15 protein-coding genes are annotated in these 13,120 nt (G+C 69.9%); 2 read left to right on the plus strand and 13 right to left on the minus strand.

The features are described from left to right. Window positions 1-115: 115 nt before the first annotated feature. Entirely contained in the window at window positions 116-1,777 is a 1,662-nt protein-coding gene (ettA, locus tag ASD34_RS15515; protein ID WP_056579217.1) for an energy-dependent translational throttle protein EttA, read from the plus strand. A 67-nt stretch (window positions 1,778-1,844) separates the two neighbouring features. Here ettA and ASD34_RS27565 read toward each other — a convergent pair whose 3' ends face one another. From ASD34_RS27565 to ASD34_RS15530, 3 genes are all read right to left on the minus strand, one after another. Beyond that, window positions 1,845-2,024, minus strand: coding sequence for a hypothetical protein (locus tag ASD34_RS27565; protein WP_056579218.1), 180 nt, complete (start codon window positions 2,022-2,024; stop codon window positions 1,845-1,847). 102 nt (window positions 2,025-2,126) lie between these two features. Continuing rightward, a complete protein-coding gene (locus ASD34_RS15525; RefSeq protein WP_056579219.1) occupies window positions 2,127-3,518 on the minus strand; it encodes a TAXI family TRAP transporter solute-binding subunit in 1,392 nt (463 codons plus the stop codon). A 27-nt stretch (window positions 3,519-3,545) separates the two neighbouring features. Further along, a complete protein-coding gene (locus ASD34_RS15530) occupies window positions 3,546-4,574 on the minus strand; it encodes a P1 family peptidase (RefSeq protein ID WP_056579220.1) in 1,029 nt (342 codons plus the stop codon). A gap of 40 nt (window positions 4,575-4,614) precedes the next feature. On the opposite strand from ASD34_RS15530, the gene ASD34_RS15535 reads away from it, so the two are divergent. Further along, on the plus strand, window positions 4,615-5,919 hold the full coding sequence (locus tag ASD34_RS15535; protein WP_056579224.1) for an NAD(P)/FAD-dependent oxidoreductase: 1,305 nt from the start codon (window positions 4,615-4,617) through the stop codon (window positions 5,917-5,919). Between the two features lie 3 nt (window positions 5,920-5,922). On the opposite strand, the gene ASD34_RS15540 is transcribed toward ASD34_RS15535, so the two are convergent. The 10 genes from ASD34_RS15540 to ASD34_RS15585 all read right to left on the minus strand — a co-directional run bounded on the left by ASD34_RS15540 (window position 5,923) and on the right by ASD34_RS15585 (window position 13,118). Then, window positions 5,923-6,216, minus strand: a complete 294-nt coding sequence (locus tag ASD34_RS15540) for a copper-binding protein (RefSeq protein ID WP_056582395.1) — start codon at window positions 6,214-6,216, stop codon at window positions 5,923-5,925. A gap of 36 nt (window positions 6,217-6,252) precedes the next feature. Then, a complete protein-coding gene (locus ASD34_RS15545; protein WP_056579225.1) occupies window positions 6,253-6,702 on the minus strand; it encodes a DUF411 domain-containing protein in 450 nt (149 codons plus the stop codon). 20 nt (window positions 6,703-6,722) lie between these two features. Then, window positions 6,723-7,244, minus strand: coding sequence for a plastocyanin/azurin family copper-binding protein (locus ASD34_RS15550; RefSeq protein ID WP_056579227.1), 522 nt, complete (start codon window positions 7,242-7,244; stop codon window positions 6,723-6,725). A 33-nt stretch (window positions 7,245-7,277) separates the two neighbouring features. Next, window positions 7,278-8,666: a multicopper oxidase family protein gene (locus tag ASD34_RS15555; RefSeq protein ID WP_056579229.1), complete on the minus strand. Its 1,389-nt coding sequence runs from the start codon at window positions 8,664-8,666 to the stop codon at window positions 7,278-7,280. A gap of 1 nt (window position 8,667) precedes the next feature. Then, window positions 8,668-10,044, minus strand: coding sequence for a TolC family protein (locus ASD34_RS15560; protein WP_414929878.1), 1,377 nt, complete (start codon window positions 10,042-10,044; stop codon window positions 8,668-8,670). A gap of 200 nt (window positions 10,045-10,244) precedes the next feature. Further along, the gene (locus ASD34_RS15565; RefSeq protein ID WP_056579231.1) at window positions 10,245-10,658 is read right to left on the minus strand and encodes a hypothetical protein; all 414 of its coding nucleotides are present in this window, start codon (window positions 10,656-10,658) and stop codon (window positions 10,245-10,247) included. A gap of 39 nt (window positions 10,659-10,697) precedes the next feature. Continuing rightward, window positions 10,698-10,973: a hypothetical protein gene (locus tag ASD34_RS15570; RefSeq protein ID WP_056579232.1), complete on the minus strand. Its 276-nt coding sequence runs from the start codon at window positions 10,971-10,973 to the stop codon at window positions 10,698-10,700. Then, window positions 10,970-11,980, minus strand: coding sequence for a glycerophosphodiester phosphodiesterase (locus tag ASD34_RS15575; RefSeq protein WP_056579237.1), 1,011 nt, complete (start codon window positions 11,978-11,980; stop codon window positions 10,970-10,972). The genes ASD34_RS15570 and ASD34_RS15575 overlap by 4 nt, the downstream gene beginning before the upstream one ends. Then, complete coding sequence (locus ASD34_RS15580) at window positions 11,977-12,558, minus strand: DUF1439 domain-containing protein (RefSeq protein ID WP_056579239.1); 582 nt, start codon at window positions 12,556-12,558, stop codon at window positions 11,977-11,979. Before ASD34_RS15580 ends, ASD34_RS15575 begins: the two co-directional genes overlap by 4 nt. Before the next feature lie 71 nt (window positions 12,559-12,629). After that, window positions 12,630-13,118 carry a GNAT family N-acetyltransferase gene (locus ASD34_RS15585; protein WP_056579241.1) on the minus strand — a complete coding sequence of 163 codons (489 nt, stop codon included), beginning with the start codon at window positions 13,116-13,118 and terminating at the stop codon, window positions 12,630-12,632. Window positions 13,119-13,120: the final 2 nt, after the last annotated feature.

Consider the following 13,120-nt stretch of genomic DNA (forward strand, 5'->3'; position numbering starts at 1 on the left):
CAACGGGAGCTATTGTCGCATGAGTCGATAATCATGGGTTCGCCGCGCCCGGATGACTGTCCGGACGACCGTGCTTTTACGCAAATCCCAAGCTACCCAAGGTAATCATTCACAGATGGCTCAATACGTCTATTCGATGAACCGCGTCAGCAAGACCGTGCCGCCCAAGCGGCAGCTCTTGAAGGACATTTCGCTCTCTTTCTTCCCCGGCGCCAAGATCGGCGTGCTCGGCCTGAACGGCTCGGGCAAGTCCACGCTGCTCAAGATCATGGCGGGTGTGGACAAGGAGTTCGAGGGCGAGGCCCTGCCCATGCCGGGGATGACGATCGGCTATCTGGAGCAGGAACCCAAGCTCAACGCCGAGCACACGGTGCGCGAATCGGTCGAAGAGTCCATGGGCGCGGTGTTCGCCGCCAAGGCGCGCCTCGAAGAGGTGTACATCGCCTATGGTGCCGAAGACGCCGACTTCGACGCGCTGGCCGCCGAGCAGGCCCAGCTCGAAGCCATCATCGCCACCGCCGGCACCGATTCCGAGCACCAGCTGGAAATCGCCGCCGACGCGCTGCGCCTGCCGCCATGGGACGCCAAGATCGGCCTGCTCTCGGGCGGTGAAAAGCGCCGCGTGGCGCTGTGCCGCCTGCTGCTGTCCAAGCCCGACATGCTGCTGCTCGACGAACCGACCAACCACCTGGACGCCGAATCGGTCGAGTGGCTCGAAGTGTTCCTGCAGCGCTTCACGGGCACCGTGGTGGCCATCACCCACGATCGCTACTTCCTGGACAACGCCGCCGAGTGGATCCTGGAAATGGACCGCGGCCGCGGCATTCCCTGGAAGGGCAACTACAGCACCTGGCTCGAACAGAAGGGCGAACGCCTGGCGCAGGAGCAAAAGAGCGAAGAAGCCCACGCCAAGGCCCTGAAGAAGGAACTGGAGTGGTCGCGCCAGAACCCCAAGGCGCGCCAGGCCAAGAGCAAATCGCGCCTGGCCCGCTTCGAAGAGCTGAGCGACATGGAATACCAGAAGCGCAACGAAACGCAGGAAATCTTCATTCCCGTGGCCGAGCGGCTGGGCCAGCAGGTGTTCGAGTTCCACAACGTCAGCAAGTCCTTCGGCGACCGCATGCTGATCGACAACCTGAGCTTCACCGTGCCGCCGGGCGCCATCGTCGGCATCATCGGCCCGAACGGCGCCGGCAAGTCGACGCTGTTCAAGCTGCTCGCGGGCAAGGAAAAGCCGGATTCGGGCGAGGTCGTCATCGGCCAGACCGTGAAGATGGCCTTCGTCGACCAGCACCGCGACGAGCTGGCGTCCGACAAGACCGTGTGGGAAGACATCTCGAACGGCCTGGACATCATCAACGTCGGCAAGTTCCAGATGGCCAGCCGCGCGTACGCGGGCCGCTTCAACTTCAACGGGGCCGACCAGCAGAAGAAGGTCGGCACGCTGTCGGGCGGTGAACGCGGCCGCCTGCACCTGGCCAAGACGCTGATCGCCGGCGGCAACGTGCTGCTGCTGGACGAACCGTCGAACGACCTGGACGTGGAAACCCTGCGCGCCCTGGAAGACGCGCTGCTCGAGTTCGCCGGCACCGTGATGGTCATCAGCCACGACCGCTGGTTCCTCGACCGCATCGCCACGCACATCCTCGCGGCCGAAGGCGACAGCCAGTGGACCTTCTTCGACGGCAACTACCAGGAATACGAAGCCGACAAGAAGAAGCGCCTGGGCGAAGAAGGCGCCAAGCCGAAACGCATGCGCTACAAGGCACTCAAGTAAGGCTCACGCGGCTTCGGCCGCTTCGATCAGAGCGCGCGGTTCCGCAAGGGGCCGCGCGCTTTGTCGTTCAGGGCGCGTTGTCGTCGACGAGGTCCGCGCCGGGCCAGCCGCGCAGGCTGTTGATGAAGGCCAGGGGCCCGTCGGCTGCATGCACGTCGAACGCCGGGTCGAAGGCGGCGGCCTCGTAGCGCAGGTGGCCGACGCACCAGCGGCCTTCGCGGGCCAATGCCTCGACGGCTTCCAGCACGGGCCTCACTTCGTGCGGCGCGTGGGCCACCCGCACGCGCCGTCGGTGCGCGGATCGGCGAAATCGATCAGCGTGGACAGCAAGCGCGCGTCCGGGCCCGCGTCACTCGGCGGCACGAGCCGGTGGCGCGACGGGCGGCGCCGTCGCCGGGCTCGCCGACCCCGCGAGCGCGCGCTTGCGCACCGCATAGATGTTGTTGCGCAGCGCGTAGAGCTCGTCGGCATACGACAGCGGCACCGCCACCTTGTTGACCACGCGGTCGAGGTCGTCGAGTTCTTCCACCAGCTTGTCGCGTACGGCCTGGCTCTGGCGCGCGTCCACCTTGGCCTCGATGTCGCGCAGCCGCGCGTACCAGCGGAACACGCGCCGGCGCACGCGGAACTGGTACAGCGGCGGGATCACGCGGCTCAGCGGCAGCATCAGCACGAGCACACCGCCCAGCACCAGCCACATGCGCTCGACCAGGTTGCTGGCCCAGAACGGCAGGTAGCGCTGCCAGAACGGCGGCGTGCCGTTGATCGCGCGGTCTCCCTCGGGGCTCACGGGCAGTTCGCTGGTGCGCGTGTTGGGAAAATCGCGCGCGCGGTTGAACCAGCCGGCGTCGCTGTGCACGGTCTGCGCGGCCTGTGCAAACAGCTGGCGCAGGGCCGGGTGGGTTTCGTCGCGCGACAGCAGCGAGGTGGTGGCGGCGAGCAGCGACACGTCGTGCAGCGGCAGGTCTTTCGACAGATCGACCACGCCGCGCGGCAGCGACACGGCCGACAGGAACGGAAAGCGCCGGGTGTAGGCCTCGGCCTGGCCGAAGTCCATGAGCTGGACGTCGCCGGCGCGCAGCAGCCGCTGCACCTGCGGCGACTGCGGCGCCGAGAACAGCACGATGGCGTCGAGCAGCCCGGCCTGCAGCGCCTCGGCGGCGGCGGCCTGCTCGAGGTTCGACAGCAGCAGGTCGTCGGGCCCGAGCCGGTTGGCCTTGAGCAGCCGCTCCATGATCTCGGGCAGCCCGCTGCCGGGCAGGTCGACGTTCACGCGCAGGCCGCGCAGCTGCGTGAGCGAGGTCAGCGTGCCGGTCTTGCGATCGATCTTCTGCGCCACGTCGGTGCGGTAGAAGAGCCAGATCGGCTCGAAGAACAGCGCACCCAGCGAACGCAGGCCTGCCTCTTCATCGGCCACCGGATCGGCGCTGCCGCCGCGCACGAAGGCCACGTCGGCACCGCCGCTGCGCAGCAGTTGCAGGTTCTCGGTCGAGCCCGAGGTGGCCTTGAGCTCGACGGTGATGCCGCTGTGCTTCAGGGCGTCGGCATAGCGCTTGCCGAACTGCGCATAGGCGCTGCCCGTGGGGCCGGTGGCCAGCGTCACGTGCTTGGGTGGCTGCGGTTGCAGCCACCAGTAGGCGGCCACCAGCAGGCCGATGACGATGAACACGATCGGCCCGGCCGAGGCGATCAGGTCGCGGATCGACAGCAGGACCAGCTTCAGGGTGCGGGGAAACGCCATGGGGTGCCTCGTCGTGCGGTGCGCGCGTCAGCCGCGCGGTGCGGCCAGGTCGGCGGCGCAGGGAATGTGCAGCTCGCCCACGGTCACCGCGCGCGCGGCGCGCACCGCGCGCACGGTGGCGATGGCGGCGGCTTCGGCGGCCATCGTGCTCAGTACGGTCATGCCGGGCGCATCGCCTTCGAGCGGCACGCGGCCGGTGGCCAGTGCGAACAGCGTGTCGCCGTCGCTCATGGTGTGCACCGGGTTGATGGCGCGCGCCAGGCCGTCGTGCGCCACCATGGCGAGCCGGTTGGCCTGCACCTTGGTCAGCACCGCGTCGGTGGCGATCACGCCGATGGTGGTGTTGGTGCCGGCCAGCAGCGGCTTGGGCAGCTCGCCGCGCAGCAGCGCGCGGCGTGTGTCGAGCAGGGCGCTGCCGTCCTCGGTGCGCGCGCCGGCCACGGGCAGGGCGGTGTCGGGGTCGATCACGTCACCCAGCGAATTGACCGCGATCAGCGCGCCCACGGTCACGCCGCCGACGGTGACCGAGGCGGTGCCGACGCCGCCCTTCATCGCGCGGTGCACGCCGAAGAGCTTGCCCACCAGCGCGCCGGTGCCCGCGCCCACGTTGCCTTCGGCGGGGGCATCGGCCGAGGCCGCTTCGCAGGCGGCGTAGCCCGCAGCGGCGTCGGGGCGGATGCGCGCGTCGCCCATCGGCAGGTCGAACAGCACGGCGGCCGGCACGATGGGCAGGGTGGCGAAGCGCACGTCCATGCCGACGCCGCGCTCCTCGAGCCAGCGCATCGCGCCTTCGGCTGCGGCCAGGCCCCAGGCGCTGCCGCCCGCGAGCATCACGGCGTGCACTTCCTGCACGAGGTTGCCGGGCGAGAGCAGGTCGGTCTCGCGCGTGCCGGGTGCGGCGCCGCGCACATCGACACCGGCCACGGCGCCTTCGCGCGCGAGGATCACGGTGCAGCCGGTGGGGCGGCGCGTGTCGGAGAAATGGCCGACTTCGATGCCGGCGACGTCAGTGATGGCACCGGCGCGAGAAGAGGAGGAAGAAGACGCAGCGGACATGGCGGCCGATTATGGGACCGCGACCTTTACGATCCCCACAATGACAGTTGCAAGAAGTTTCTCCCTCGAGGGCAGCAGCCGCCACGTGGTGGTGGTAATCGGCGCGGGCGCGGTGGGCTGCGCCACCGCCATCGAGGCCCTGCGCGCGGGCCTGCGCGTGACGCTGGTGGAGCCCGGCGAGCCGGGTGGCCCGCAGGCCACGAGCTACGGCAATGCCGGCTGGCTGTCATCGCACTCCGTGGTGCCGCCCGCGCTGCCGGGGGCCTGGCGCAAGGTGCCGGGCTGGCTGGCCGACCCGCTCGGGCCACTGGCGTTGCGCTGGCGCCACCTGCCGCGCGCGCTGCCGTGGCTGTTGCGCTACCTGGCCTCGGGCTGGACCGAGGCGCGCGTGCAGCGCACCGCCGACGCATTGCGCACGTTGCTGGCCGATGCGCCCGCGCTGCATGCGCAACTGGCCGCCGAGGCCGGTGTGCCGCAACTCATCGAGCAGCGCGGGTTGCTGCATGCCTACCGTTCGCGCGCCGAGTTCGACAGCGATGCACTGGGCTGGCGCGTGCGCCGGCGCGCCGGTGTCCACTGGGACGAATGGCCGGCGGACGAACTGCGCCGCCGAGAGCCCGATCTGGGCGCGCGCTACACGCTGGGCATCTTCGTGCCCGAAGCCGGCCACTGCCGCAATCCGGGCGCCTACGTGGCGGCCCTCGCTCAACATGCGCTCGACGCGGGCGCCGAACGCGTCGCCGCGCGGGCCACCGGTTTTCGCATCGAGGGCGGCCGGCTGCGCGCCGTGCGCACCGAGGCCGGCGAGATCGCCTGTGATGGCGCCGCCATCTGCGCGGGCGCGCGCTCGGGGCCACTGGCCGCGGCGGCAGGCTCGGCGGTGCCGCTGGAGTCGGAGCGCGGCTACCACGTGGTCGTCGAAGACGCCACGGCCGGCCCGCGCACGCCGACCATGGTGTCTGACGGCAAGCTCATCGCGCACTGGATGGACGGCGGCCTGCGCGCGGCGGGGCAGGTGGAGATCGCGGGCCTCGAAGCGGCACCCGACTGGCGCCGCGCCGAGATCCTGCACGCGCATCTGCATTCGATGTTTCCGTCGCTTGCACGGTCCGCACCCGGTGCGCCTTCCGTGAAGCACTGGCTCGGACATCGCCCGAGCCTGCCCGATGGACTGCCGTGCATCGGCCCGGCGGCTGCCAGCGCCGACATCGTGCTGGCCTTCGGGCATGGCCACGTCGGCCTGTGCGGCTCGGCGCGTACGGGGCGGCTGGCGGCGCAGTTGCTCGCGGGCGTTGCGGCGGAGATACCGCTGGCGCCCTTCGATCCGGGGCGCTTCAGGTCCTGAGGCTCAGTTCGCCACCGTTTCGAGCGACATCACGGTGATGGCACCGTCGATCTTGTCGGCCGTGAAGCGCACCTTGTCGCCGGCCTTCACCTTGGCGAGCAGCGCGGTGTCGCTCACGCGGAACACCATGGTCATGCCGGTCATCTCGAGGTTCGGGATGTCGCCGTGGCGCAGGGTGATCTTCTTCGCGTCGGTGTCGACCTTGCGGACTTCGCCGTCGACGGGGGGCAGTGCCGATTGCGCGAAGGCCGCGGCGGCGAACACCAGCGTGGAGAGTGCGGTGAAGAGTTTTTTCATGGTCATGAGTCCTTCCTGGTTTCTGGAGAGAGCGGGTCAGCGATAGCTCTGGAAGACGCGTGTGTTGCCGTCGGCCAGCACCAGCAGCATGTCGTAGGGATCGCGCTGGTCGCCGTAGGCGGGGCCGTCCATGCCGGGAGAGCCGATGGGCATGCCGGGCACGGCGAGGCCGACGGCCTGGGGCTTTTCCTTCAGCAGGCGCTGCATCTCGCGCGCGGGCACATGGCCCTCGATGGCGTAGCCGCCGACGCGGCCGGTGTGGCACGAACCCAGCTTGGCCGGAATGCCCAGGCGCTCGCGCGCCGCGCCGTTGCCCTCGTCGTGCACGCGCGTGGCAAAGCCGTTCTTGTTGAGGTGCTTGACCCAGTCCTGGCAGCAGCCGCAGTTCGGGTCTTTCCAGATCTCGACCATCGGTGCGGCGGCTTGCGCGGCAAGCGGCAGGGTGGCCGTGGCGGCGGCGAGCTTCAAGAGGGTTCGTCGTTGCATGGTGGGTTCCTTTCAGTGGGTCATCGTGCGGGAGCAGCGGCGGCCAGCACGCGCACGCGGCCGGCCATGCCGAGTTCGTAGTGGTCCTTCACGAGGCAGGCGAAGTCGAAGTCGCCGGCGCGGTTGAAGGTCCAGATCAGTTCGCCGGTCTTGCCCGGCAGCACGTGCGCCATCCAGGGCTCGTCGTGCTCCATGCCGGGGTGCTTCTTCATCATGGCGGCGTGGTCCTCGATCACGGCGGTGGTGCCGAGCACGAGCTCGTGCAGGTCCTTGCCGCGGTTCTTCAGCCGCAGGCGGATGGTGTCGCCCTCGCGCACCTCGAAGACCGAGGGCGTGAAGGTCATGTCGTCGGCCATCGCGATGTCGATGGTTTGCTTCACGGCGCTGGCCTTGCCGGCAATGCCCCAGGCTTTCTGCTCGGACGCGAGCGGGGATGCGGCGGCGGTGCCGGCCTTCGGTGCGTGGCCTTCGTGGGCCGTGGCGAGTGTGCTGACGGCAGCGAGCGCGAGGCCGGCGACGAGGGTGGAGAAACGTGCGTTCATGATTTGAATCTCAAGAAATTGGAGTGAAGACGATCAGTGGTTGTGGGCACCATGGCCCGAGGGCTTGCGCACGGTGGCGCTGCCGCTGTCAGGGGGCGCCGGTGCCGCGCCCGTCTTGCGCGGCGCCACCGGCGCACCGGCGCCCGACACCTCGCGTGCGACCGTGCCAGGCGGGTGCTTGAACCAGCCCGGATCGCGGTAGTCGCCCGGCTTCTGGTCGCGTCGCACCTTGAGCAGCGTGAACATGCCGCCCATCTCGGCCGGGCCGAAGGGGCCGGTGCCGGTCATCATGGGCAGGGTGTTGTCGGGGATGGGCATTTCCATCCCGCCCATGTCGGCCATGCCCTTGTCACCCATCACCATGTAGTCGGGCACGAGCTTCCTGATTTTTTCGGCCACGCCCTTGTGGTCCACGCCGATCATGGTCGGCACGTCGTGGCCCATCGGTCCCATCGTGTGGTGCGCCTTGTGGCAGTGCAGCGCCCAGTCGCCTTCCTCGTCGGCAATGAACTCCATCTGCCGCATCTGGCCCACCGCCACGTCCACCGACACCTCGGGCCAGCGCGCGGTGCGCGGCACGGGGCCGCCGTCGGTGCCCGTGACCTCGAACTCGTGGCCGTGGATGTGGATCGGGTGGTTGGTCATCGTGAGGTTGCCCGCGCGGATGCGCACGCGGTCGCCCTTGCGCACGTTGAGCGTGTCGATGGCCGGGAACACGCGGCTGTTGAAGCTCCAGATGTTGAAGTCGGTCATGGTGTTGACCTTGGGCGTGGCGCTGCCGGGCTCCACGTCGAAGCTGCCGAGCAGGAAGCAGAAGTCGCGGTCGACCTTCTCGATCAGCGGATGCTCCGCCTTCGGGTGCGTGACCCAGAAGCCCATCATCCCCATCGCCATCTGCACCATCTCGTCGGCGTGCGGGTGGTACATGAAGGTGCCGGGGCGGCGCGCCGTGAACTCGTAGACGAAGGTCTTGCCCGGCGGAATGTGCGGCTGCGTGATGCCGCCCACGCCGTCCATGCCGTTGGGCAGGCGCTGGCCGTGCCAGTGCACGGTGGTGTGCTCGGGCAGCCTGTTGGTCACGAAGATGCGCACGCGGTCGCCCTCGACCACCTCGATGGTCGGGCCGGGCGACTGGCCGTTGTAGCCCCACATGTTGACCTTGAAACCCGGCGCCATCTCGCGCACGACGGGTTCGGCGACGAGGTGGAATTCCTTGACGCCGGCGTTCATGCGCCAGGGCAGCGTCCAGCCGTTGAGCGTGACGACGGGGTTGTAGGGCCGGCCGTTCGGCGGCACGAGCGGTGGTGCGGTGGCGGTCGAGGCTTGCGTCACCGGCTCGGGCAGCGCGGCCATGCCCACGCGGCTCACGGTGGTGGTGGCCAGGGCCGTGGCGGCACCCGCGAAGAAGTCGCGACGGTTCATGTCAGTGGCCTCCCGCCGCAGGTTCGTTGGTGGCCGCGGTCTGCAGGGCCGTCATGCCGCCGGGCGAACTGCCCGTGAGCACCAGTTGAAGGTCGGTGTCGGCCAGCCAGAAGTCGCGCTGGGCCTCCATGCCGGCGTTCACGGCGAGCATGCTCGCGCGCGTTTCGCCGAGCAGTTCCCACACGCTGGCGAGCATGCCGTTGTAGCGCAGCACCATCTCCTCGTTGACCTGCCTGCGCAGCGGCAGCACCTCGTCGCGGTAGCGGCGCGCCAGGGCGTAGGCGGTGTTCCAGCCCTGCCACGCCTCGCGCGCTTCGCTTGCGGCGAGCACGCCCACATCGCGCACGCGCGCGGCCGATTGCAGGTACTGCGCCTCGGCACGGCCGTTGCGCACCTGACCCCAGTCGAAGATCGGAATCGGCAGCTCGAGCTCGAAGCCGCGTGTGGTCGATTTCGAGCGATCGGCGTCGTTCTCGAAGGTGGTGTTGCGCACCACGCCCAGTTCCATCGCGTTGATCACGCGCGTGGCGTGCGTGAGGCCGAGCGCGCCGGCCACGGCCGTGTTCTGCGCTTGCGCCGAGCGCACGTCGAGCCGGTCGCGCAGCGCCAGGGCCTGCACGTCGCCGAGCTCGGGCGCGGCCTTCGGCAGCGGCGGCAGGCGGTCGGGCAGGGTGTAGCCAGTGCGCGCGCCGCTCAGGCCCAGCAGGCGCGTGAGCTGTTCGCGGCTGGCGACGGCCGCCTGTTCGGCGCGTGCAAGCTGCGCGGATGCGTCGGCCAGCAGCAGCTGTTCGCGCGTGCGCTGCAGCGCGCTCCAGTTGCCGACCTGGGCCATGCGGTGCGCCAGTTCGGCGCCGGCTTCGGCCGCGTCCTTCGCATCGCGCAGGTAGGCCACGCTTTGCTGCGCTGCGACCGCGCGCACCCAGGCACGGCGGGTGTCGGCGGCCAGCAGCAGCACGCTTTGCGCGGCCTGCAGCTTCGCGGCCTCGTGCCGCTGGCCGGCCCAGCGCGCCTGCCACGGCAGCGTGAGCAGGCCCACCACGTTGAACGTCAGCATGCGCTCGAACTCGCGCTCGCTGCCCTGCGCCAGGCGGCTGAAAGACAGCACCGGGTTCGGCAGGCTCGCGGCCTGCACGCGGTCGGCGTCGCTCAGTTGCAGCGTGGCAAAGGCGTCCTGCACGCGCGGGCTGTTGACGAGCGCGATGCGCACGGCGGCTTCGGCGTCCAGCGGCTTGGACAGCAGCGCGTCGACGCTTTGCTGCGAGGCGTCGTCCGGCTTGCGCTGGGCCGTGGCGCCCGCCATGAGCGGGTTGCCGTCGACCAGCGCCTGCACGTCGGCGGTGCCGCCGTCGGGCGAAAGGCTGGCGCAGCCGGCGAGCACCAGCGCAGCGGCCAGCGCGGCGGTGGTTCTGATGAACGAGAGGTGACTTTTTCGCCCGGGGGGCGGACTGTCTGTTCGACAGCGAGGGTTGCCGGCATGCGGCCGGCGAGCAAGGGAATTCACGAGCGATCTCCATGGGCAATACAGCGAACGCTGCGAGCCGGCAAAGGCTCACTGCGGACGGACTACGGGCAGGAAGATCAGGAAATGGGCGGCTTGAGGCCCAGGACGGGCTCGGCGCTCGCAAAGCGCGCCGCATGTGCGGCCGGCAGCGCCTGGGGCGCCGCATGCGGGGTGTCGACCAGCGGCATGCCGCCGAGCGCCACCGTGTGGCAGACCTGGCAGGCGACACAGGTGCCGCAGTCCGCGTGGTCGGTGCCGTGGGGCTGCTGCGAATCGCCGCTGTCGATGTCGTGCATCGCCGCCATGTCGTGGCCGGTGTCGGCCTCCATGCCGGCCTCATGGCAATGCGATTCGGCGATGCCCGTTGCGGCGGAAACCACCGCCTCGGAGGCGGGCAGCGAATGCCGCACCATCTCGACCGCCATGGCGTCGCCGAGCCAGCCGCGGATGGGCAGCAGGGCGATCATGAAGGCGAGCAACAGGGTGCGCATGGTGGCCGCGATGATAAACCGGGGCGGGGCGTCAGCGCCTCAAGACACCAGCTGGCCGCGGGCCTTGTCGGCCCACACCTGCAGGTTGTCGAGCAGGTCCTTCTGGCTGAACGAGCAGCTTTCCTCGCTGAACAGCGCACTCGATTCGAGGCGGTCCAGCAGGTTCAGCAGCACCTCGCCGTAGCGCGGCGGCAAGGCGACGAGCAGCTCGGTGCTGGCGCGCGCGGCCGTGGACAGCGTGGTGACGGAGCCGTTGCCGCCTTGCAATGCGGCGATGCCCGAGGCGATGGCATCCAGTTGAATCGCGGCGCTCATGACGCAGCCTTCACTGGTGGCGGCAGCGCAAGTCCCCGTTCGCGCATCAGGTCGCGCAGCACGTCGGGGTAGTCGGTGATCAGGCCGTCGACGCCCGCGTCCATGAGACGGACCATGTCGGCGCGCTGGTTCACGGTCCAGGGCACGACCTTCATGCCGAGCTTCTGCGCTTCGCGGATCGCAGGGGCGCCCAGGTCAGCATGCGCCGGCGACCAGATCACCGGCCCGGTCGATGCACCGGCCGCGGCCTTCACCAGTTGCGGCACCGAGGTGAAGCTCGCGGCATCGAGGCCGGCGGTCCAGCGGCTGTCCTTCAGCGTGCGGGGGGTGGTGAGGTAGGCGCGCGGCAACTGCGGCGCGAGCTGGCCGACCAGCGCGAGCGTGCGCCAGTCGAAGCTCTGGATGGTCACGCGCTCGCCCATCTTCGCCTTGTCGATCTCGGCCAGCAGCGCGCGCACCATGGGCTCGGGCGCGGCCGTCTCGTCGGGCTTGTTCGGGTCGATCTTGGTCTCGATGTTGAAGTGCACCCGCGCGGCATCGGTGCCGCGCGCCTGCACCTGCGCGAACAGCGCGGTCAGCGTGGGAATGCGCTCGCCGTCGCGCGGTTGCTGCAGCGCGAACTGCTTGCCGTAGCTGCTCGCGGGGTTCAGGCGTCCCACGTCGTAGGTCTGCAGCTGCGCCAGCGTGAGCGAGCGCACCGACGGGCCGGTCTTGGCCGTGAGCCACGCACCGCGCGCGTCGCGCGTGTGGTCGGCGTTGAGCGCCGTGTCGTGCGACACCACCACCACGCCGTCGGCCGTGAGCCCGATGTCGAGTTCGAGCGTGGTCACGCCCAGGTCCATCGCGTTGCCGAACGCGGCCAGCGTGTTCTCGGGCGCCAGGCCGCGACCGCCGCGGTGGGCCTGCAGGTCGAAGTGCTGCTTCACGGTGGGCGCGATGGCCGCGCAGCCGGCAGCAGCGAGGGCGCCGGCCAGCAGAAGCAGAGGAAGGAGCGCACGTTGTTTCATTTGAGTTGCACCTTGATGCCGTTGTCCTGCACCGTGATGTCGCCGATCTCGTAGGTCTTGCGCCCCACGGTGAGTTCGTCGGCCGTGAAGCTGCGCAGGATCTGCCCTTGCAGCAACTCCTGTGCGACCACCGCGCCGACCTGTTGCAGGCGCTCGGCATCGCGGCCTTCCACGCCCTGCAGCGTGAGCCGCTCGGCCTTCGGCTGGTCCAGCCGCAGTGCGCGCGCCGCCGCGTCGTAGCGCAGCGCGCTGCTGACCGACACCACGCCCTGCACCGGCGAGGCCGCCAGCAGCGGGCTGGCGATGGTCAGCGTGGCCGTGATGGCCGCGCGGTTGGCGCGCCCGTCCAGGCCCAGCTGTGGGTCGCGCAGCCCGACCATGAAGATCTCGGCATAGCGCTCGGCCACCGGAAATCGTTTCGCGATCTGCGCCTGCAGCTCCTCGCGCGTGGCGGTGTACTCATTGGTGAAGAAGTTGAAGCCGGCCAGCGCCGCGAACGGTGCGGGCAGGGCGGCGGCGCCCAGCAGCGCACGCAGCACCCGACGGCGGACATGAGAGGGCAGGATTCGATCGGTCATGGAGCTTCCGAGCTTGCCACAGGCGCCCAGGTTCCCGCCAGCGCCGAAGCGGTCGCCCGCGTGTCGGACGGTCAGCCGTCAACGCGCAGTTCGTAGCGCGCGAACAACCCGCCGCGCAGTTCGATGCAGCTGTGCAGCGTGAAGCCGAAGCCTTCGTACAGCGTGCGCAGGGCGGTGCGGTCGGCCACGCAGTCCAGCCGCAGCCAGGGGCGCCCGAGCGCGCAGGCGTGCTCGCGTGCATGGGTCAGCAGCGCGCGCGACACACCCCGGCCCGCCCAGGCGCGGCGCACGGCCAGCTTGTGGACGAACACTGAGCTGTCAGCGGCGATCTCCGGCCAGAACGCCGGGTCCTCCAGGTCGAGCCGCATCACGCCGGCCCAGTCGCCGTGCTCGCGGGCCACGACATAGCGGCCGGCGTCGGTGTCGCGCTGGATGCGTTCGAAGCCGATGTCGGTCGAGTTCCAGAGCGGGCGACCACCCTCGGCGAGCCATTGCGCGGCTTCAGTCAGCACCGCCGCGACGGCGGGGGCTTCGGCGGAGAGGGCGGGTGCGATGTGCATGG

The organism is Variovorax sp. Root473 (genome assembly GCF_001426505.1).
In the GTDB taxonomy this organism is placed as follows: Bacteria; Pseudomonadota; Gammaproteobacteria; order Burkholderiales; family Burkholderiaceae_C; genus Variovorax.

Bases quoted from the DNA above. Each gene is read 5' to 3' on its own strand.
- ettA (WP_056579217.1), top strand. From the start codon at position 116: ATGGCTCAATACGTCTATTCGATGAACCGCGTCAGCAAGACCGTGCCG.
- ASD34_RS15525 (WP_056579219.1), bottom strand. From the start codon at position 3,518: ATGGCGTTTCCCCGCACCCTGAAGCTGGTCCTGCTGTCGATCCGCGAC.
- ASD34_RS15530 (WP_056579220.1), bottom strand. From the start codon at position 4,574: ATGTCCGCTGCGTCTTCTTCCTCCTCTTCTCGCGCCGGTGCCATCACT.
- ASD34_RS15535 (WP_056579224.1), top strand. From the start codon at position 4,615: ATGACAGTTGCAAGAAGTTTCTCCCTCGAGGGCAGCAGCCGCCACGTG.
- ASD34_RS15540 (WP_056582395.1), bottom strand. From the start codon at position 6,216: ATGAAAAAACTCTTCACCGCACTCTCCACGCTGGTGTTCGCCGCCGCG.
- ASD34_RS15545 (WP_056579225.1), bottom strand. From the start codon at position 6,702: ATGCAACGACGAACCCTCTTGAAGCTCGCCGCCGCCACGGCCACCCTG.
- ASD34_RS15550 (WP_056579227.1), bottom strand. From the start codon at position 7,244: ATGAACGCACGTTTCTCCACCCTCGTCGCCGGCCTCGCGCTCGCTGCC.
- ASD34_RS15555 (WP_056579229.1), bottom strand. From the start codon at position 8,666: ATGAACCGTCGCGACTTCTTCGCGGGTGCCGCCACGGCCCTGGCCACC.
- ASD34_RS15565 (WP_056579231.1), bottom strand. From the start codon at position 10,658: ATGCGCACCCTGTTGCTCGCCTTCATGATCGCCCTGCTGCCCATCCGC.
- ASD34_RS15570 (WP_056579232.1), bottom strand. From the start codon at position 10,973: ATGAGCGCCGCGATTCAACTGGATGCCATCGCCTCGGGCATCGCCGCA.
- ASD34_RS15575 (WP_056579237.1), bottom strand. From the start codon at position 11,980: ATGAAACAACGTGCGCTCCTTCCTCTGCTTCTGCTGGCCGGCGCCCTC.
- ASD34_RS15580 (WP_056579239.1), bottom strand. From the start codon at position 12,558: ATGACCGATCGAATCCTGCCCTCTCATGTCCGCCGTCGGGTGCTGCGT.
- ASD34_RS15585 (WP_056579241.1), bottom strand. From the start codon at position 13,118: ATGCACATCGCACCCGCCCTCTCCGCCGAAGCCCCCGCCGTCGCGGCG.